The 19607-nt window shown below is 45.5% G+C and carries 22 protein-coding genes; 6 read left to right on the forward strand and 16 right to left on the reverse strand.

The genetic code is table 11. The annotated features are described in order from the left end of the window. Nucleotides 1-301: 301 nt before the first annotated feature. Entirely contained in the window at nt 302-1207 is a 906-nt protein-coding gene (locus RBB45_RS17635; protein ID WP_306010036.1) for a chemotaxis protein, read from the reverse strand. An 81-nt stretch (nt 1208-1288) separates the two neighbouring features. Beyond that, a complete protein-coding gene (locus RBB45_RS17640; protein WP_094768864.1) occupies nt 1289-2626 on the reverse strand; it encodes an MFS transporter in 1338 nt (445 codons plus the stop codon). Nucleotides 2627-2898: 272 nt separating this feature from the next. Here RBB45_RS17640 and RBB45_RS17645 point away from each other — a divergent pair, with 272 nt between their 5' ends. Further along, the gene (locus tag RBB45_RS17645; protein ID WP_009794298.1) at nt 2899-3495 is read left to right on the forward strand and encodes a TetR/AcrR family transcriptional regulator; all 597 of its coding nucleotides are present in this window, start codon (nt 2899-2901) and stop codon (nt 3493-3495) included. A gap of 34 nt (nt 3496-3529) precedes the next feature. On the opposite strand, the gene RBB45_RS17650 is transcribed toward RBB45_RS17645, so the two are convergent. Both RBB45_RS17650 and RBB45_RS17655 read right to left on the reverse strand, forming a co-directional pair. Further along, complete coding sequence (locus RBB45_RS17650; protein WP_306010037.1) at nt 3530-4000, reverse strand: DinB family protein; 471 nt, start codon at nt 3998-4000, stop codon at nt 3530-3532. 120 nt (nt 4001-4120) lie between these two features. Next, a complete protein-coding gene (locus RBB45_RS17655; protein WP_022543656.1) occupies nt 4121-4654 on the reverse strand; it encodes an RDD family protein in 534 nt (177 codons plus the stop codon). A gap of 240 nt (nt 4655-4894) precedes the next feature. On the opposite strand from RBB45_RS17655, the gene RBB45_RS17660 reads away from it, so the two are divergent. After that, nucleotides 4895-6049: an aminotransferase A gene (locus RBB45_RS17660; protein ID WP_009794295.1), complete on the forward strand. Its 1155-nt coding sequence runs from the start codon at nt 4895-4897 to the stop codon at nt 6047-6049. Between the two features lie 66 nt (nt 6050-6115). Here RBB45_RS17660 and RBB45_RS17665 read toward each other — a convergent pair whose 3' ends face one another. From RBB45_RS17665 to RBB45_RS17705, 9 genes are all read right to left on the reverse strand, one after another. Then, a complete protein-coding gene (locus RBB45_RS17665) occupies nt 6116-6994 on the reverse strand; it encodes an NAD(P)-dependent oxidoreductase (RefSeq protein ID WP_306010070.1) in 879 nt (292 codons plus the stop codon). A gap of 182 nt (nt 6995-7176) precedes the next feature. Beyond that, the gene (locus RBB45_RS17670; RefSeq protein WP_224950129.1) at nt 7177-7635 is read right to left on the reverse strand and encodes a hypothetical protein; all 459 of its coding nucleotides are present in this window, start codon (nt 7633-7635) and stop codon (nt 7177-7179) included. 123 nt (nt 7636-7758) lie between these two features. Next, a complete protein-coding gene (locus RBB45_RS17675; protein ID WP_009794292.1) occupies nt 7759-8541 on the reverse strand; it encodes an SDR family oxidoreductase in 783 nt (260 codons plus the stop codon). Nucleotides 8542-9032: 491 nt separating this feature from the next. Beyond that, nucleotides 9033-10748 carry a phosphoenolpyruvate--protein phosphotransferase gene (gene ptsP / locus RBB45_RS17680; protein WP_009794290.1) on the reverse strand — a complete coding sequence of 572 codons (1716 nt, stop codon included), beginning with the start codon at nt 10746-10748 and terminating at the stop codon, nt 9033-9035. Then, nucleotides 10748-11014 (reverse strand): phosphocarrier protein HPr, encoded by a 267-nt coding sequence (locus RBB45_RS17685; RefSeq protein WP_009794289.1) that lies wholly within the window; start codon nt 11012-11014, stop codon nt 10748-10750. The genes ptsP and RBB45_RS17685 overlap by 1 nt, the downstream gene beginning before the upstream one ends. A 356-nt stretch (nt 11015-11370) precedes the next feature. Then, nucleotides 11371-11652: a hypothetical protein gene (locus RBB45_RS17690; RefSeq protein WP_306010038.1), complete on the reverse strand. Its 282-nt coding sequence runs from the start codon at nt 11650-11652 to the stop codon at nt 11371-11373. A gap of 54 nt (nt 11653-11706) precedes the next feature. Then, nucleotides 11707-12993, reverse strand: coding sequence for a hypothetical protein (locus RBB45_RS17695; RefSeq protein ID WP_306010039.1), 1287 nt, complete (start codon nt 12991-12993; stop codon nt 11707-11709). Next, entirely contained in the window at nt 12994-14187 is a 1194-nt protein-coding gene (locus RBB45_RS17700; RefSeq protein WP_148950208.1) for a DUF58 domain-containing protein, read from the reverse strand. It abuts the gene before it with no gap. Nucleotide 14188: 1 nt separating this feature from the next. Continuing rightward, on the reverse strand, nt 14189-15124 hold the full coding sequence (locus RBB45_RS17705) for an AAA family ATPase (protein ID WP_148950207.1): 936 nt from the start codon (nt 15122-15124) through the stop codon (nt 14189-14191). Nucleotides 15125-15298: 174 nt separating this feature from the next. Here RBB45_RS17705 and RBB45_RS17710 point away from each other — a divergent pair, with 174 nt between their 5' ends. After that, nucleotides 15299-15679 carry a PilZ domain-containing protein gene (locus RBB45_RS17710; protein WP_094768857.1) on the forward strand — a complete coding sequence of 127 codons (381 nt, stop codon included), beginning with the start codon at nt 15299-15301 and terminating at the stop codon, nt 15677-15679. Between the two features lie 202 nt (nt 15680-15881). On the opposite strand, the gene RBB45_RS17715 is transcribed toward RBB45_RS17710, so the two are convergent. Together RBB45_RS17715 and RBB45_RS17720 are read right to left on the reverse strand one after the other, a co-directional pair. Beyond that, the gene (locus RBB45_RS17715) at nt 15882-16622 is read right to left on the reverse strand and encodes an SDR family NAD(P)-dependent oxidoreductase (protein WP_094768856.1); all 741 of its coding nucleotides are present in this window, start codon (nt 16620-16622) and stop codon (nt 15882-15884) included. A 36-nt stretch (nt 16623-16658) separates the two neighbouring features. Next, nucleotides 16659-16853 (reverse strand): hypothetical protein, encoded by a 195-nt coding sequence (locus tag RBB45_RS17720; protein WP_094768855.1) that lies wholly within the window; start codon nt 16851-16853, stop codon nt 16659-16661. A 221-nt stretch (nt 16854-17074) separates the two neighbouring features. Between RBB45_RS17720 and RBB45_RS17725 the strand changes: the two genes are divergently transcribed. Next, nucleotides 17075-17263, forward strand: a complete 189-nt coding sequence (locus tag RBB45_RS17725; RefSeq protein ID WP_009794279.1) for a YkvS family protein — start codon at nt 17075-17077, stop codon at nt 17261-17263. 64 nt (nt 17264-17327) lie between these two features. Here RBB45_RS17725 and RBB45_RS17730 read toward each other — a convergent pair whose 3' ends face one another. Further along, nucleotides 17328-17996 (reverse strand): NAD(P)H-binding protein, encoded by a 669-nt coding sequence (locus RBB45_RS17730; protein WP_148950206.1) that lies wholly within the window; start codon nt 17994-17996, stop codon nt 17328-17330. A gap of 209 nt (nt 17997-18205) precedes the next feature. Here RBB45_RS17730 and RBB45_RS17735 point away from each other — a divergent pair, with 209 nt between their 5' ends. Both RBB45_RS17735 and RBB45_RS17740 read left to right on the forward strand, forming a co-directional pair. Then, nucleotides 18206-18817 carry a CPBP family intramembrane glutamic endopeptidase gene (locus RBB45_RS17735; RefSeq protein WP_306010040.1) on the forward strand — a complete coding sequence of 204 codons (612 nt, stop codon included), beginning with the start codon at nt 18206-18208 and terminating at the stop codon, nt 18815-18817. Between the two features lie 85 nt (nt 18818-18902). Then, nucleotides 18903-19598, forward strand: a complete 696-nt coding sequence (locus RBB45_RS17740) for a hypothetical protein (protein WP_022543651.1) — start codon at nt 18903-18905, stop codon at nt 19596-19598. Nucleotides 19599-19607 lie beyond the last annotated feature (9 nt).

The following is a 19607-nucleotide window of genomic DNA, read 5'->3' on the forward strand; positions in this document are numbered from 1 at the left end:
ACGCTCCAGGATAGAAGGCGTTCTTTGCCTTCAATCCTGGAGTGGCTTATGACTCGAGGGGCTAGCGCCCGGAGCTGGACAAATCGAAAAGCGGAGGGCGCTTGCTCAGCCCCGACAAGCATAAAACGCTCCAGGATAGAAGGCGTTCTTTGCCTTCAATCCTGGAGTGGCTTATGACTCGAGGGGCTAGCGCCCGGAGCTGCAGAAAAGCGGAAAAACCTCGCTCAATAAAGGCACGGACCAAAGCACCAAGTCCTGCGCAAACAAAAAAGACATCCGCAGATGTCTTTTTTGTTTCCCATCATAATGCATGTTTATCGATCAATAAAACGAGCTCAGCAATCTCCGGCTTGCTCACCTGGGCATCTGCCCCTACCATTTGCCCCTTATGGCGCAGATCATCCGTAATCAGCGAAGAGAATATAATCACAGGCAGCTCCCCGAAGGACTGGCTTGATTTGATCCGCTTTGTTAAATGATGGCCGTCCATCTGCGGCATCTCTATATCCGTTATGACCAGCTGGACTTCTTCTTTGAGATTCTTCCCATCAATTTCCAGATTCTGGAGATATTCGAGTACATCCCGCCCATTTTCGAAGAATTCCACGTATTGAAAGCCTGCTTCCGCCAGGGTATCGTGCAGAAGCTTCCGGAGAAGGGGAGAATCTTCTGCAACAATAAGCCTCTTGGTGCTGCGCTCCCTATCACCAAGCTTTTGCACCATTTGGACATTGATTCCTGATTCAGGGTTGATATCGACGACTATTTTTTCAAAGTCGAGCAATAATACCATGCCGCCATTTATCTTAACGACCCCGATGATCTGGCTTTCAGCTCCCTGGTACAGTTCTGACGGCTTCTCAATTTTATCCCATGATATCCGATGGATCTGGGTAACATTCTGGACATGGAATACAACCTTCTGCTGGTTGAATTCTGCCACGATATATTTATCGGTTTCCGGACTCCCGCCCGCGGCAAGCCCGAGAGCTTCCGCTACATTGATGACTGGAAGCACCTCTCCGCGCAGCTCAATGATTCCCTCTACATTTTTGTGTGAACGCGGAATTTGCACAACAGGAAGAGGATTGATGATTTCCTTCACCTTGATGACATTGATTCCGAATTTATTGCCTCCAACTGTAAACTCGACGATTTCAAGTTCATTTGTGCCGCTTTCCAGCAAAATACCATTATTAGATTCCATTTTAATCTCCTGCCCTCTTCAAAAAAACTGGTCTCATTCTTTATATCGGCAAGAAAACGTCTCAGTTTAGCATTCCGGATATCAACCCTGCTTTACCTCATCTGGCTGCTGGATCTTTGAATGGACAATAAGGCCGATGATAGTAAGAATCATGAGTGATCCAAGAGCCATACGGCTGGCAGTATCTCCCCAGTCCGCGAAAATGAGTGTGATGCTGCCGTATAGGAAAGGGCCGATGATGGAGGAAACCTTCCCGGAAAAAGCAAACAGCCCAAAGAACTGGCCTCTTTTGTCCTCGGGTGTCAGCTCAACAATATAGGTCCTCGTTGTCACCCACATGGCTCCCAGGGAAATGCCAAACATGCTGCCGGCTGCCCAGAACATCGCTTCGTTGACAGCAAAAGTGGCTATGATAAGGGCTGCCAGAAGCAATATGCCGACATATTTGACAGCCTTGTTCGCTCCCTTTGCTTTCGTGATATACCCGAAAACAAATGAACCGATGATGCTTGATAAGGTGGACACCAGATATAGCAGGATGAATTGGCCGGTGGAAAAGCCAATGATTGCCTTTGCATAGATAGCCATCATGGCAATGGTTGTAGCTATCGCATCATTCAAAAAGAAATAAGCAATCATGAAGGTAAAGACCGGTTTATACAGCTTCATCTCTTTAAAAGTCTGATAGATTTCCCTGTATCCCGACAAAAAAGATTCTTTCTTTAATTTAGCCGCAGGCTTCGGATTATCTTTTACAAAAAAGAATAGCGGCAGGGAAAATACAAGGAATAAAATCCCGGTAGGAATGAAGGCTTCATGAAAATTGTCATCTCCTATAAAAGGATAGACAGTGAGCCCTACTAAAGTACCGATATAGCCGACAGCAACACCAAAGCCGGAAATGAGAGGGATATTCTCCTTGGTCCCTATATCCGTAATCATAGAATCATAGAAAACCAGGCTGGAATGGAAGAAGAACTTGGCTATCACAAAGGAAACCACTACAAGCGCCAGGGACATTGGCAGCCCGAATAGGGTACTGTCCATGCTGCTTCCTGCAAAAACTCCCATCAGGATGATGGCCGCCACGGAAATGAGCGTAAATATGACAATGTATTTCTTCTTTCTTCCGGTCCTATCGATCATGACACCGAACAGCGGTGAAAATAAAACTAAAAAGAAACTTGCTACTGCGTTTGAATAAGAGATAAAAGTGCTGGCAATCTGATCGAGCACTTCGCTCGTTCCGACCACTTCATCCAGATAAAACGGAAAGAAAATAGTATTGATATTGGATGAAAATATCGTATTGGCAAAATCGTATAAAGCCCAGGATATAACAGGAAGTGTGAAATACAGCTTCCATGGGCTTATGCCGCTTCCTGCCTTAGCTGTCTGCTTCTTTTCCAGTGCAGGCATCCTTACAACCCCTTTTTTCTTTTTTCATTTCTCTTTTTCTTTTCCCAGTTTCATTGTATACCTGCTTGACTTGCCGGTAAACAGGCTGCAGAGCCTCTTTCTCTTTTATCCCCCTCTCTCCACCCATCATATATTCAATCTCTTAGTACAAAATACCTTTCTTTTTACAATTAATTTACAAGGAAACACAGCTCATATTAATTTAAGTTTTTCAATAATTATTCAGGACGAATATGGTATAATGACAGGAATTAATTTAAAGGTGGGGAACGATGAGGAGGAAGGAACAAAAAGAACAGACAAAACAGCTTTTATTTGACAGTGCGATCGAATTATTCAAAAAGCAGGGATTTCAAAATACGACCGTTCAGCAAATCAGCAATCATGCAGGGGTTGCCAAAGGGACATTCTTTAATTATTTCACATCCAAAGAAGCGGCGCTGCACGCAATTGGATCACATCAAATAGCTGTGCTGAAGGATTTTAAATCGGAATACGAATCCTGTACAAGCATCGAGGCGGCGTTTATGGCGCTCTTCAGCAAAATGGCAGCCGTCAATGAAGAATACGGCCCGAATCTGCTGCTATCTATTTTTCATATAATGACGGTTCAGAAAGACTTTCAGCATTCTGAGCTCAAAATGACCGGATTTTTCAAGGAGTTCCTGGCCAGCATGATTAAGGAAGGCCAGGAATCCAACGAGTTTTCCAGCTCCATAGATGCGGAGCCCTTTGCGCAGATGATTGTCAACTCTTTCTTCGGAACCCTTTTTCATTGGGTCCATCATTATGAGCAGGAATCACTGGAAGAACTGATGGCCGGCATGGCTGGGCTTTATCTTTTCAGATTGAAGAGCTCACACCATTAGCGAAGGGGCTGATCTCCTTTGGCTATTGGGAGGCTCAGCTGCTTCGGGCATTCAAGAACTGCTCCACCTGCTCTTTATGGTGCAGATCATGTTCAGCAAAATCAATGAAATATTCTCTTGCCGAAAGTTTATTGCCGCCAATGAAGAATTCCTTATCCAGGTCGCTTTCTTCCAGGCCTGCAAGTATTTGAATGATTCTGGCCCTCGTTTCGGCAAACCGGCGGAGAATCTCCTCTTTGGCGGTCCCGCTCAGGGCGTAAGCCTCTGCTTCATCATTGATCTTTTGAAAATCAGGAAAGCCGGGAAGCTTAGCCCCTTCTGCAAAGTACGGAAACCTTTCAGTTAAGGAATATTGATCCCAGAACAGCATATGGCTGACAATAGCAGCCGGCGGCCATTTACCCTCGGCTGTCGGTGCAAGCCATGCCTCATCACCCGCTTCTTCCAGAGAAAGAACCCATTCTGAAATACTTTCATTATGTTCTATCAAATCTTGTTTCTTCACCTGAGATGCACCTCCTCTTACTAGTTAATACATTCATCAGCTTACTCATAAAATCCTTTTTCCCTAAAAAAAAAGGCAGCCGCAATTGCTTGCGCCACCTTTTCCCCAGCATTATCATTCTCAATTTCTTACAACAACAGTGCCGGCAATCATATCATGCAGAGCCTGCTTTCTTTCCGTAAAAGCTGCCAAAATATAGCCAATCAGCAAAATTTGCGATAAAAAGGCTTGTGCCATATATCTGCCAAGCGCTCTCCAGAAAGTAATTCTGTTCCCTTGAAGGTCTGTTACTTTCAGGCCGACAAGCTTCTTCCCTAAAGTCGCCTGCCATTTAGATGCGTGCATTCCTGCAAAATATGCTACCGCGATTACAGTGCCGATCAGTAATGTCAGCAGCAGCGCCCCGAAGTAGCGGCTGATAAAGTCTATAGTCTCTGCCTCTGTCATCTCTCCGGATTCCATATAGGCCGGGTCAGTGAATGAGGACATGACTGAATCTGAGGTGCCGAGAAAGACGACAAAGATGATCGTTGTTATAATGCCGATTGGAATTCCCACTATGATGCCGTCAATCAGGTAGGCCCCGAATCTGAGCCAAAAACCCCCATACTCCTTTGGTTCTGAATAATTCTGTTTTTCAAATGCTGCCTCCACCAAAATACCTCCCTTACCATTATCAATTTCATGTTAAAGGTTTCCCTGCCGATATTCAATAGCTGTTTTTTCCTTAAATAAGCCATAATTGGAATATCGAACCACAACCTTTTACCCCGAAGCTAAATATCTGAAACAGCCTGCATGGTTACAATTCATTAAATCTGATAAAATATTGCTATTGAATACCACAGCTGGGCATCATCTTCTCTCCAGCACTTTCTGTAGGAGGTACATATTTTGGAACATTTGATCAATAAAAACGTGCAGCAAATTGAAATATCAGGCATCAGGAGATTCTTTAATATGGTTGCAGGGACGAAGGACATGATTTCCCTCACCATTGGACAGCCTGATTTCCCTACCCCTCTTCATGTCAGGGATGCTGCAATAAAAGCGATTGACAGCGGCTTTACATCCTACACCCATAATGCCGGTGATATTAGGCTGAGAGAAGCGGCTGCCTCTTTTGTCCGGCAAAAATACAAGATGGATTATAATGCTGAAAATGAAGTGATTGTGACAACTGGCGCCAGCGAAGCGATCGACATTGCGTTCCGAACCATTCTTGAGGAAGGAGCCGAAGTGATCCTCCCCGGGCCGGTCTATCCTGGGTACGAGCCGATTATAAGACTGTGCGGTGCCGTGCCGGTACACGCCGATATAAGGGACAGCCGGTTCCGGTTTACTGCAGAAGTTATCCGCAGGCATCTCAGCCCGAAGACCCGCTGCATTGTTTTGCCTTACCCCTCCAATCCGACCGGCGTCAGCCTCACCGATGAAGAATTGGCAGAAATAGCGGACCTTGTAAAAGGCAGGGACATTTTTATACTGGCCGACGAAATATACAGCGAGCTGAACTATGGCAGGCCTCATACATCGATTTCCTCCCTGCTTCGGGAGCAGACGATCGTCATTAACGGACTCTCTAAATCCCACTCCATGACAGGCTGGAGAATCGGCCTGCTGTTTGCGCCGGAAGCCATAGCAAAGCATATCCTCAAGGTCCACCAGTATAATGTTACCTGTGCTTCTTCCATCTCCCAGATGGCCGCCCTGGAGGCTCTGACAGAGGGAATCGATGATGCTGTTCCGATGAGGGAAGAGTATCTGTCAAGAAGGGATTATGTGTACGGCCGCCTGGTAAACATGGGGCTGGACGTTGTCAAACCGGACGGCGCCTTCTACATTTTCGTCAAAATTCCGGAGAAGAATATTACTTCTTTTGATTTTTGCCTGAAGCTTGTAAACGAGGCAGGAGTCGCTTTCGTTCCCGGAAGTTCTTTTTCGGAGTTAGGAGAAGGTTATTTCCGCCTTTCCTTTGCCTATTCGAAGGATACGCTTAAAGAAGGGCTGGATAGGCTTGAAGCCTATCTTGGCAGGCTGGACAGGTAGAATTGGAGAAACCCGCAGTCCTTAGACTGCGGGTTCCTTGCTGCACCATCCTGGCCTTAAGTTTCTTTATTTGTTCCAATGCTTGTACAGGGCCTGTGTTCCGCTGTCTTCTTCCCCTTTTTCAGCAAGCTCCCTGTAGAGCGATTCCGAGAGAGCAAGTCCGGGAGTATCCATGCCCATTTTCCTTGCTTCTTCCAGGGCGATATAAATATCTTTCAGAAAATGCTTTATGTAAAATCCCGGCTCGAAGTTCCCTGCAATCATTCTTGGTGCCAGATTGGACAACGACCAGCTGCCGGCTGCCCCTGCAGAAATGCTTTTCAGCACTGTCTCTGGATCAAGCCCTGCCTTTTCTGCATAGACAATCGCTTCACTGACACCGATCATATTGGATGCAATGGCAATTTGATTGCACATCTTCGTATGCTGGCCCGCTCCAGCCGGTCCCTGGTGGACAATATTGCTTCCAAGCACCTCCAGCAAAGGAAGCAAAGTGTCAAAGTCATCCTTTTCCCCGCCTGCCATGATGGACAGCCTGCCTTCCCGCGCGCCGATATCGCCGCCTGAGACAGGTGCATCAATGGCTCTCAGCCCCTTCTGACGGGCTCTTTCAAAGATTTCTTTGGCTAAAGTCGGAGTAGATGTTGTCATATCAATCAAATATGTATGTTTTTTCCCATGAGCAATCAAGCCTTCTTCCCCAAGAAAAATCTCTTCCACATCCTTCGGGTAGCCGACCATTGTAATGATGATATCAGACGTTTCGGCTATCTTCCGGGGGGATTCTGCCCATTTTGCGCCCAGTTCCAAAAGCTCTTCCGCCTTGGACTTTGTTCTCGTATACACAGCCAGTGAATAGCCTGCCGCAATCAGGTTCTTAGCCATGCTATTCCCCATAACCCCTGTACCAATGAAGCCGATGGCTGTTTTTTCAGGTGACACCATTTTCATTCCCCTCTCTGCTTATATCTGCATTTAGATTGTAGCATATTGGCATAAAATCAGCTTTGCAGAAGCCCTGACACATTCTGTTCTGTTAAATGACAAAAGACCGGGCAATTCCTGCCCGGCCTATCCCCAATTTTATGCGCGTAAAGCTCTTTACCCGCTATATGGGACCGCAAACCCTAAAATTGTGTTGAAAAGTTAGTCAGATATGCTTCCGCAATGACTTTTTGATCATTATACACTTCGACCGATACAGCCTGATCCATGGAGATCATCCTTTCAATATCCGAGGAGAGCAAATCTTGCTTAAGAGGGATTGGTTCCATATAAACCATTTTCTCTTCGCCATTTTCTTCAGCTTCCATATACTCTCCATCATAAACAGATTCTGCGCCGTAAATGATTTCTTTTGTACCGAGCGCCTTTGCAAGCTTTTGGTTATGTATTAATACCTTTACCTTGAACAGCTCTTCCCCGCTTAAGATCTGGCTGTTAAGCTTAAAGCGGAACTGAAGCTCATTCTGGTTCGTCAAATAAGCTTCTGCATGCTTGTTTACAATCGCCTTGTCGTCTGCAGGCATGCAGCCTGGCAAGATGGCCGCAGACAATAGGAAGAGGAGCGGCATCAATAGTTTCATAAACACACCTCCTTGCCATTACCATTTCCTATAGTCTGCTGTCTTAAACGCAAATTTTTAAAAAAGGGAAATTCCGTCATTTCAGACCAATCAAAAAGCCGGGATTCTCTCCCGGCTTTTTCTTTAGATTGATTTAACCATGCCCCCATCCACAAGAAACGAACTTCCTGTCATATAGCTATTTGCATCCGAAGCCAGAAAAACGGCAACTTTTGCAAACTCTTCAGGAGTCCCATAGCGATTGAGCGGGATGGATTTTTCTGATTTCTCCTTCATCTCCTCAGGTGAGACACCCGCTTTTTCCCCATTCACCTGATCCAGATGCTTCACCCTGTCCGTGTCAATTCTCCCCGGAGCCAGTGTATTCACAAGGATGCCGTATGGAGCAAATTCCTGTGCCAAAGTCTTGGAAAGCCCGACTATCCCTGTCCTGAATGTATTGGAAAGCACAAGGCCAGGAATCGGCTCTTTAATGGAGGAAGAGGCAATATTGATGATTTTCCCGCCGTTTTTCTTCAAGTACGGCAGTGCTTCCCTTATATTTCGCACATATGAGAGCAGGTTCAGTTCGAAAGATTGGAACCATTCTTCATCTGAAAGAGTTTCAAAAGAGCCGGAAGGAGGGCCTCCTGCATTATTAACCAGGATATCGATTCCTCCAAAACGTTCAGCTGCAGCTTTCACCATATTCTTTATATCGTTTTCAGAAGTGACGTCTGCACGTATGAACTCTACCTCACCGCCCAGATTCTCAAGCTCTGACTTAACTTCCTTCAGCTTTCCCTCATCCCTGCTTGCCAGCATAACATTCGCGCCTTCTTGCAGAAGCGCCTTTGCGATTGCCTTTCCCAGCCCCTGGCTGGAAGCAGCGACAAGCGCTGTTTTTCCTTTTAGGTTCAATTCCATTAGTCAGCCTCCTGTACATGTAGTTATAGCAACATTATACAGAATATACAGGCAAATTACACAGATTGTGCATCAGGCATCCTGCCGGCACTCTGTCCGGCTCAATGGAGGACCCTGCTTAAAAAGGGGCTTTGTGAAATATACAGTTCATTCCTCTGTTTTTCTTTCAATTGGCGATATCTATCCTGAATAAAAAAGCTGATGATCATGCTAATCATTTTTATCAGCATCCTTCCGTTTCTTATGTTTTAATTATAAAAACCTGGAAACGGATGAGTAACAATCAAGAGGATGGATTTTTCTCATCCTCTGGTCTGAATGCTTTCTCCTCCTATGGCGGAGGTTTATGGACAAAAAAATACCGACTGGCATTGCCAGTCGGTCAGTAAGGGGGGAAAATGAGAATGATCAGCTTACTTACATCTTGCTTAAGTGCTTACTCTGCATATACCCCGTGATTATCCCGTTAAAACCTTTTTTTAAAAAAGTTTTTATTTTTGTGTGGCCTGCTTAACAGCTGCCACTACTTCCTCTGCAGTCCCCATCTGAAGCGCCTTTTCGGCAAGCTCTTTCATTTCTTCCGTTGACAGGCGAAGAATTTGCGAGCGTGCTTTCAGTATGGAAGTGGCACTCATGGAGAACTCGTCCAAACCGAGGCCGAGCAGAAGCGGAATGGCAGTCTCGTCCCCTGCCATCTCACCGCACATGCCAGCCCATTTGCCTTCTTTATGAGCTGCATCGATCACCATTTTTACAAGGCGCAGAATAGCCGGATTATATGGCTGGTATAAATAAGATACCCTTTCATTCATCCTGTCAGCTGCCATTGTATACTGAATCAGATCGTTCGTGCCGATGCTGAAGAAATCAACCTCTTTGGCAAACTGATCGGCAAGGACCGCAGTCGATGGAATTTCGACCATGATGCCAAGCTCAATCTTGTCAGCTGTTTTCACGCCTTCAGATGAAAGCTTTTGCTTTTCCTCTTCAAGGATTGCTTTCCCCTGGCGGAATTCATCCAGAGTGGCGATCATTGGGAACATGATCTTCAGATTGCCGTAAGAGCTCGCTCTCAGCAAGGCTCTCAGCTGCGTACGGAAGATATCCTGTTCTTCGAGGCAAAGGCGGATCGCACGGAAGCCTAGGAAAGGATTCATTTCCTTCGGCAGGTTCAGGTAAGGAAGCTCTTTATCCCCGCCGATATCCAGTGTACGGACAACAACAGGCTTTCCTTCCATCCCTTCAAGGACAGCTTTATAGGCTTCAAACTGCTCTTCCTCTGTCGGAAGCTGGTCCCTGCCCATATAAAGGAATTCTGTACGGTAGAGGCCTACAGCCTCACCGCCATTATTGATGACTCCTTTAAGGTCCTTAGGCGTTCCGATATTGGCTGCCAGTTCTACATGATGGCCGTCGGCAGAAACCGTCTTTTCGTTGACAAGCTTTGCCCATTCAGCTTTCTGTGCTTCAAAGGCAGCGTTTTGCTCTTTGTAGCTTTCAATCGCCTCAGGTGTAGGATTTACATGAACCTGGCCGGTAAGACCATCAACAATCACCATATCGCCATTCTGGATTTCCTCTGTAGCTGTCTTAGTGCCGACAACCGCAGGTATTTCCATTGAACGGGCCATGATGGCTGAATGGGACGTCCTTCCGCCGATATCAGTTGTAAACCCTTTAACAAACTGCCTGTTCAACTGCGCAGTATCAGATGGCGTCAAGTCTTCTGCAATGATGATCACTTCTTCGGCAATCATGCTAGGGTTGACGACCTGGACTCCAAGCAAATGAGAAAGCACACGCTTGGTGACATCGCGGATGTCTGCTGCGCGTTCCTTCATATACTCATTGTCCATTTGTTCGAACATGCTGACGAACATATCAGCTGTTTCCTTCAATGCCTGTTCAGCATTCACTTTTTCTGTCTTGATCTTGTCTTCGATGGGTGATATTAATTCCGGATCGCTGAGTACCAGGAGATGTGCATCAAAGATGGCCGCTTTATCTGCGCCCAGGTCTTTTTCCGCTTTCTCCCTGATGGCCTCAAGCTCTGATTTGGAAGTGGCCAAAGCCTGCTGAAAGCGGCCGACTTCATTGTCTGCATCCTCAACCGTCTTTTTGCTGAAAGACAGATCAGGTTCTACCAAACGGTATGCTTTAGCAATCGCAATGCCGCTTGAAGCTGCAATTCCCTGTAGAAAGCTCATTATTCAGCAAGTCCTTCTTTTGTTAGAGTGTCTTCAAGTGCTTTTACAGCCTCAGCTTCGTCGTTTCCTTCAGCAATGATTTTAATATCAGCGCCCTGGCCGACACCAAGAGACATAACACCCATGATTGACTTTAGGTTAACCTTTTTTTCTTTATATTCTAAATGCACATCAGAATCGAATTTGCTTGCAGTTTGAACCAATAATGTAGCTGGACGAGCATGGATTCCAGTTTCAGCCGTTACTTTGAATTGTTTTTCAACCATTGAGATCAGTCTCCTTTAGAATTAATTAATTATAGCAAGATGTATATGAGTTTGTTGCCTACTAACTTAATCTAACCGATTTATGCCAAAACGACTAAGCAGTTGCCGGAAACGCCCATAAAAGCCGCATCCCGTTCTAAATGGAACAGGCCAAAAGCGCCAGTACATATTGCAGTTATTTATCTACGCAATAGTATTTTTTCCATCTATGGTTTATTCATGTATGAAATTAAGTATAGTTTAGTCGCCTTTTTTTCAAGTCATCAGACAACCAACATCTCAAAAAAAGAATAGCATTTCCTCCCGTCTTAGACAACGTTAATGCCTTATTTTTTAAGGATTTGCAGGTATTTTTTTTATGAAACGCTTTCATTTGGCATTGTTTTCTTTTCTTTACCCAAAAAGAGGATATTATAACTTACTCTCAGCTTATTAATGGCAGCCTCATATTCATATAGGGTGTTCCCTGTCCCATGGGACTGCAGCTTAGCGATTTCTTTTACGCATCTTGCAAGCAGTTCGGCTGCCTGCTTCAAATCCTTCGCCCTGAATTCAGTCCGGTCTTCGACCAGCTGCTCCAGTATTGAATCTGCAAGATCCACGATCCTGTTCAGACGTTCTTGTTTTGTTAATTCCATTCCGCCGCCTCCTCCGTGCTTTTTAGATTTATATGCCGGAGGCTTCTTTAGATGTTAGGATTTACGTCCTTTCAGCTGCTTTTTTTGGAAAATGCCAAGAAACCTCGCTGAAGATAGTTCCCCTTCCTTAACAAGATGCAAATGGATCCGCTTCAGATCTTTTTTCAATAAGGCAATCTCTTTTAGAAAAGCAGCAGCTTCAGCGGCATCAGCCAGCTTTTCTCCGTATCTTACTTTTTCATATATGCTGCTGGTAATGGGGTCAACATGCAGGCCGATCCTGTTCATCCACTCCGGAAAGCTTTCGGACTGCCTTCTGCCGAGCTGCAGTTTATCACTGTATGATTCGAGCTGGTATATCTCCCTCCTGACAAGGTCTAAAGGCGCCTCTGTCCGTTTTTTTCCGCGGTCCATGCCTCCATTACTGCCAGGCTCCCGCTCGACAGTGATATATGATTTCTCTTTATCCTGCATCGCATTTCCGGAAGTTTTCTTTCTTTTTTTATATAGATAGTACATGATAAAAATAAGACTGGCTGCAGCAGCTGCTGCCAGCACCATTTCAAATCCCTGGCCCTGTTCTTCCATTAAAGGCTGTTCCCTGCTCTCACCCAGCTGCTGATCCTGGCTTTCAGGCTCTTCATTTAAAGAAACGCTCCAGTCGCGTTTTTCGGCCCATTGGAAAAATGGGGATGCAGCTGCGCCAAAAAGATAAGCAACGCCCCTCATCATAGAAAAGAACAGCCCGGTGACAGCGGGAATAGCAGCCACAGCCGCCGCTCCAATTGCAAAAACCCCCAGCATGGCAAGTACAAAATCACGAATCAGAAGCCCTTTGTTTTTCCGGGAAGTTCCGGAGGCAGCCAATCTTGAAAAAAATCCTGCTACAATAATAAAGGCTTCCTGCAGGACGACCATCCAAACCAACTTGCCAATCCATGTGCGATCCAGGAAAACAGCCGCCAGGATAACGGCAAAGCCTCCCGCGAAAACCAGCAGGAAGAGATTGCTGTCAGAACTTCCTTCAGGGTCTTTATAGGCAGCTTCTGTCCTCCAGAATACAAGTACCCCGAAACATAGCAGTGCGAACCAGGAGAAGCCCAGAAGGGTTCCAGCAATGAATATAAAAGGCAGTACAGCGGCAAAAAACAGCAGGCTCCCTCTGCTGCCGCCGGCATTCAGCAGGAAGAAATACAGCACGGCTGATGATGCCAGGAGAGAAAACGAATATAACACCGGCAGCATGTCGCCTGAGGGCATAAACACCGGGCAGAGCAGCATGCTTGCAAGAGCAGCCTCCGAAATGAGCGTCATATAGGGATGCCATTTGATTCCGGGCAATTAAATCACCTCTTTATGAATGGGTTTCGGAAACGGCTTTATCCAGGCTTTTTGCTCCAGCAGCTGCATTTCGAGCACTGTAAAACCTTTCTGTTCCAATTCTTTAAAATACTTATCTCCAGCCTGCGGCTTTAAGCCTCCATGGATAATATAAGGCTGCAGGGCAAAATGCCTTGTATAATGGGCAGCCATCTTGTCATATGGATACAGGACAGAATGATAGCCTGCAACCGCAAAGCTTTCCAGCACCTTCTGGAGATGCGCCTTTCCGGTCCCGGCGGGAATATATTGAAAAGGGACGGGTCCTGCTGTCCGGATATTCATGCAAACCGCAAAGGGAATCCCTTCTTTTACAGCTGTGTATGCAAGCTCGGCCGAACAGCTCAGAAGCTCCTCAAGCCTCGGAGTAATGGAGTATCCTTCGGAAAGATTCAGAGAAAGCAGCAGGCCTTTTTCAGAAACATTTTCATATACCTTGGTCTGGATGCTCCGGCTCCTTGCCGTTGCTTTCCAATGAATTTGATTGAAGCTGTCGGTGGGCACGTAATTCCTCGTGCCGGCAGGAGACAAAACATCCTGAAATAGTGTATGCCTGGCAGCCTCATTTCCTGGTTTTGCTGATACAAACTGTTCTTTGTTTTCTAAAGGCAGCCTTTTCGGATAGATGAGCGCTTCCTGGGCGATCATTGTCCTGTATTCCAGCACTGTCTCGCCAAAACCGAAGAAATGGGGAATCCGAAGCTCCATGCTGCGGATTTTCGCAAGCCCCCTCCTGCCGGCTGAAAATGGAATCCGGACTGAATATTCCCCTTTTCTTGGAAGAGTGAATGGGATGGATAGCTCGTACTTTGAAAATCTCGGCTGCTGAACCCCTTTCAAGGGGATTACAATATCATCGAAATAGACGTAGAGCCGTGCATTCAAAATGGGAAGTCCGTTATTTACAAAATCCAGCTCCCATTCATGATGCTCTTCAATAAACATCCGTTTCCTGACAGCTTTATTTTCAAATTCGACTCCTTCCCCCATTTTCTTCAAATAATAATTATTGGCAAGGAGGACACAAAAAAACAAACTGGACATCAGGAACAAAATTGCCGAGGTCAGATAAAGGCTAAGCAAAACCAGCAGCAGGGCAAGTGCAGACATAATCTGCAAGGACCTGTTTTCGACCGTATACTTTTTCCACTCCATTCTAGCGGGCACCTGCTTCAACAGGGACTTCAACGGAATGTATAACTTTTTTGATCACTTCTTCCTCTGTGCTTGTAAGGGATGCTTCGGCGGTAAGATAGATTCTATGTGCCAGCACATATGGAGCCATTTCCTTGATATCCTCCGGGACGGCATATTTTCTGCCTTTTATCAGTGCAGCACCGATTGCAGCCCTCAGCAGGGCAAGCGACCCCCTTGGGCTGACCCCAAGTTCGATGGCAGGGGTTTCCCTCGTTTTCCTGACAATTTCGAGCAGATAACCTTCAAGCTCTTCCGATATATGTATCTGTGCTGCTGCCTCCCTCAATAAAGCGAGTTCCTGCCGGCTTACAGCCTGTTTTACGGCAGCTGACTGCCTCCTTTTTCCCTTTATTATCATCCTTTCTTCTTCAAGGCTGGGATAGCCCAGTTTAACCCTCATGAAAAAGCGGTCAAGCTGTGCTGCCGGCAGCGGAAAGGTCCCTTGCTGCGACTCTGCCGGATTCTGCGTCGCAATGACCATAAAGGGTTCTTCCGCCCTGAATGTATGTCCGTCAATCGTTACCTGGCGTTCCTCCATGGCCTCAAGCAGGCTTGACTGTGTCCGCGGGGTAGCCCTGTTTATTTCATCAGCAAGTACAATATTGGCAAGGATGGGCCCTGGACGGAACTCAAATTCATGGTTTTTCGGATTGAAAAATTGGATTCCTGTAATATCACTCGGAAGTACGTCCGGTGTAAATTGAATCCGCGAGAACTTTCCTCCAAATGTTTCAGCGAATGTTTTTGCCATGAGTGTCTTGCCTGTTCCAGGCACACTTTCAAGAAGCACATGGCCATTGAAGATGAGCGAAATCACCAGCAATTCTGCTTCTTTATCCCGGCCGACAATCACCTTTCCTATTTCTCTTTTCAGTTTTTCTATTTGATCAAGCATTTGCACACCTCTATTATTCTAATATTTTGTCTTTTTAAATATAACATGAAATTATACAAGCATAGCAAGTGATTGGAAGAAATAGACTCAGCAGAGAAAATGGTTGCAAAAAAGGCGGTCTGGTGATTCAATAAACTTACAAGAATTAACAAACAAATATATGAAGGTGATCATATGAGATATAAACGGGATGAGCCGTTCCGGTTTCAATTCCCTAAGCCGCTCCATGGGTCCTTCAGGATTATAAAAATTGACGATAAACCGGTTGAGGCAAGGCCAGGCACAGCGGAGATAATGGATTTGAGCCCGAACGGCCTGCGTTTCAAGGCTTCCATGGACCTTCCGGTAAGAGAAAAAAAGCTGCTGATGGAAATGTCTTTCATCATTAACGATTCTCTTATCACCATGACCGGTGAGCCGGTATGGCAAAAGCACGAATGGAATAGCAGCACCTATGGCTTCGTATCTGCAGAAGGCAGCGAAAAAAGCCTTGAGATTATCCAGCAGCTTAAAGAGTATGCCAGAAAGGCTGCCGGCTCTTACAAATCAAGATAAAAAACTCCAGCGCATTCTGCTGGAGTTTTTTTACTGGAACTTTACGTTCATGCAACGGAAACATTATGAATCACCTATATGATGGAATAAACCACTTGAGGAGGCTTCATATGTTTTCCCATCTCTTAAGCTGCCTGATTTTCGTTGGGACTATTTTCATTTTCAGCATCCTGCTGCTGCGGAAAAACTAGAAGGAATCCTGCTATTCCTCGTACATCATTTTCCTGGTCATTCCCCCATCGACCACGATGTTTTCGCCCGTTACAAAATCGTTTTCCGGATCACAAAGGTAGAGGCAGCAGCGTGCTATATCAGACGGTTTACCTACTCTTCCTGAAAGATGCTGCTTATGGTCCTTTTCCCGCAATTCATCATAATGCTTTGTTTCAATCCAGCCCGGGCTGATGGAATTAACCCTGATTCCCTTGCCTGCCAAGGTTCTTGCCAAAGCGTGGGTAATGCTCGTGATCCCTCCCTTGGATGCAGAATAAGCCTCTGTGTCAGGCTCAGACATGGACGCCCGGGTCGAAGCCATATTTACGATTGAGCCTCCACTTTTCATCAGCTTCACTGCTTCCCTGCTGCAGAGGAAAACGCTCCGCAAATTAGTCTGGAGGATCTCATCCCATTCATCCAATGTCATCTCCGTAAATGAAATAAACTTTGAAATCCCGGCATTATTGATAAGGATGTCTATAGTTCCAAACTGAGCGGCTGTCTTTTCCATTGCAGTTATAACGCTTCTTTCATCTCTCACATCCGTATACACAAAAAAGGCTTCCCCGCCTTCGGATACCAGCTTCTCCTGAAGCTCAGCCCCTTCCTTTTCGGCTATATCTGCAATAACTACCTTTGCACCTTCTTCAGCAAATGACTTGGCAATGCCCTTGCCAATCCCATTTGCACCACCGGTTATGAACACTGTCCTGTCTTTAAACTTCATTGCTCCATCGACTCCCTTCCTATTTATATTGAGCCTTCAGCTGCGGGGCTCAGATAGATATTGATACAATACATCTCCGCCCCGCTGGCCAATGCCGCGGAAATGCTTAAAGTCCGGGCGGCTGACAAGCACCCTGCGAAACTCAAGGAAGTCTTCCTTTTTTACATAGTACTCCGCAAGTTCACCGTTTTTGAGCTTATCTAGCAATTCATTCACCAAGTTTTGTTCCAAGCCAATACCTCCTTTTCACATACTTACTGTATACCAAATTACTATAAGAATTTCCACGGAAATACTTGCAGAAGCACAGTTATGGAATACCCTTATGTTTCAATCCGAAAAATGGAAGTTTCAGTTAAAAATGTTCAAAATTCTTTACGAAATTCAAAAAGTAGTGCAAAATGTTAATAAGCTTTTAGAGAAGAAACAAACACGGGAGAGGGAGAGGATGTATGAAGAAAGCAGAAGTCGGAAACGTGATTGAATTCAGGGAAGGCTTGAAGGGCATAGTTGAAAAAGTGAACGAAAATTCGGTGATTGTCGATCTTACATACATGGATGACTATCGTGATCTTGAGTTGGAGCAAAGGACTGTTGTTAACCATAAAAACTATAAAGTCATTAAAGAATCGGTATTCTAATCGTAAAATGTAAGCGCTGCTATAATAAAAAGTAAATAAAACTCCGCTGCCAGGCGGAGTTTTTTTATTTGCCTGCAAGGCGGGCTATTTCATCCGAGTCATATATCATTGCAGCCTTGCGGGCTTCCTTATCACGGATTGCGGCCGCTGCCATCCCTTTTGCCACATCTAATGCCTTGATGGATTTATACTTTTGAAGCTTTCCCTTCATAAACGGCCCTGCCGCCCTTAAGAAAACCTCGCCGGCCTTTTCCCCCAGCCTGAACTCCGCCCTATCGCCGACAAGAAGGGACGGCCGGAAAATGTGGAGGCTGAAAGCATTCAGTGTCTTAAGCTGTTCTTCCATCTGTCCTTTTACCTTATTATAAAAAAACTTAGAATCCGGGTCGGCCCCCATTGACGATATAATCAGGAATCTGGCTGCACCTGCTTCTTGTGCAAGATGGGCCGCCTTTAAGGGATACTCTAAATCGGTTTCCCGAAAAGCGTCTTTACTTCCCGCCTTCTTAATCGTTGTGCCAATACAGCAGAATATATCGTCAGCCTTGAAGGCATCCCCCATCTCCTCCAGACTGCTGAAGCCCCCAATGTATACCGTCAGTTTAGGATGTTCTATGCTGAGCGGGCGTCTGCTGATCACTTTTATTTGTGAGTACTGGCCGCTGCCCAGGAGCAGCTCCAAAAGATGGCCCCCTGTCAAGCCGGTAGCGCCTAAAATTAGTGCTTTTCGCATCTTTTTCCCTCCTGTATGCTGTTACAAAACAGTTGTATGAACAAAAGTAGTAGCAGAGTACTTTCATTTTTTGATAAAATAGTGATTGGTTTGTTAGAACACCAATAAATTGTACGAGCCAACAGCTTACTTACTGATTATACAGCACAAGAAGCATTGCACCGTAAACCCGCATTTATATTTTCCACCTGGCTGAAAGGAGATCATGAATGAAAATTGGCTCAATTGATATAAAACTGATCCTGGGGATCATGATTGCCCATTTGTTACTGTTTTTCACTTTTCAGGACAGGGCAGTATTTTGGTATATATTCACCGCTTCCATGCTGTTTCTGATCAGCTATTCAATTATGGCAGAAGAAGTGGAGGATGAGGCTTCTTTCCGATCTTACCTTTTCTTTGGAGCAGTTTCCGGGGTACTCCTCTATGGATTATTCTGGACAGGCCATTTTCTGATAGAGATTTTGAACCTGCCATTCGCAAGCCAAATCGGGAGATTGTACAGCCGGCTTTCCCCGGAAGTAATCTGGCAATATATCGTCATGATCCTTATCATCATTCCGGGCGAAGAAATTTTTTGGCGGGGTTTTGTCCAAAAACGCCTGCAAAGCTACATAAAACCAGGATGGGCAGTGATATCAGCTGCTTTGCTTTACGCCTCCGTCCATTTCTATTCCGGCTATCCGGTCCTTGCCCTTGCAGCATTTGCAGCCGGGCTGTTCTGGGGATATCTGTATGCCTGGAAGAAAAGCCTGCCCCTGGTCATTGTCTCTCATCTCATATTCGATCTATTGATTTTTATTATCTTGCCATTCAACTGATGAAATCAGCAAAATTTGTAACTTTCTGCAGATAACATCGTCTACTCTATTATAAAACTGCATGACATACAGGAGGAATGCCAAAATGAACACACTTCAAAAACTATTGCTGGCTACAGGGATCCTTTCACTTGCACTTGCCGGGTGCGGGACTACAGAGGACACAGGAAGTGAAGACAATGGAACCAATACAGAAGAAACAGCGGGAACAACAGACGGCACCCAGGAAACCGGTGACAATTCAAATGGTGAAGACATAGAGCAGACGGATGATCAGTCTGAAGGAGAAGAAAACGAGGAGACAGGCAGCTCTGAAATGGAGCAGGAAAAATCCCTGTCATACCAGGTGAATGGAGAAACGATGGAAGAAACTGCAGTCCTTGAAAAAAGCGACAACCAGAATTATTCTATGTATGTCCTTCCTTCATACGAACTGACAGCTGAAGAGCCTAATAAAGATGTACTCTATCTGACAGATAATGATCAAGTATTCATGAGGATTGAGCTGCTGCCGGAAGATACAGATTGGGAAATGGCTGAAGAGAACGCAAAATCCCAGCTGACAGCGGTAAGCAGTGAGGTGCAATCTGCGGAGGCTTCTGATGATGAATTCCTGCAGGATGCAATCATTTACGAAGCAGCTTCAGAAGAAGATAAAGCAGCGGTATACCTGATTAAAAACGGTGGACAGCCCCTAAAGCTGAGCATCTACACAAAAAATGATGCTGATCACACTGATGCTTTTATTCAAATGGCAAAAACCATTTCAGCAGAGAAATAAGGAAAACAG

The organism is Bacillus sp. MMSF_3328 (assembly GCF_030733525.1).
Lineage (GTDB): Bacteria > Bacillota > Bacilli > Bacillales > Cytobacillaceae > Bacillus_AB > Bacillus_AB infantis.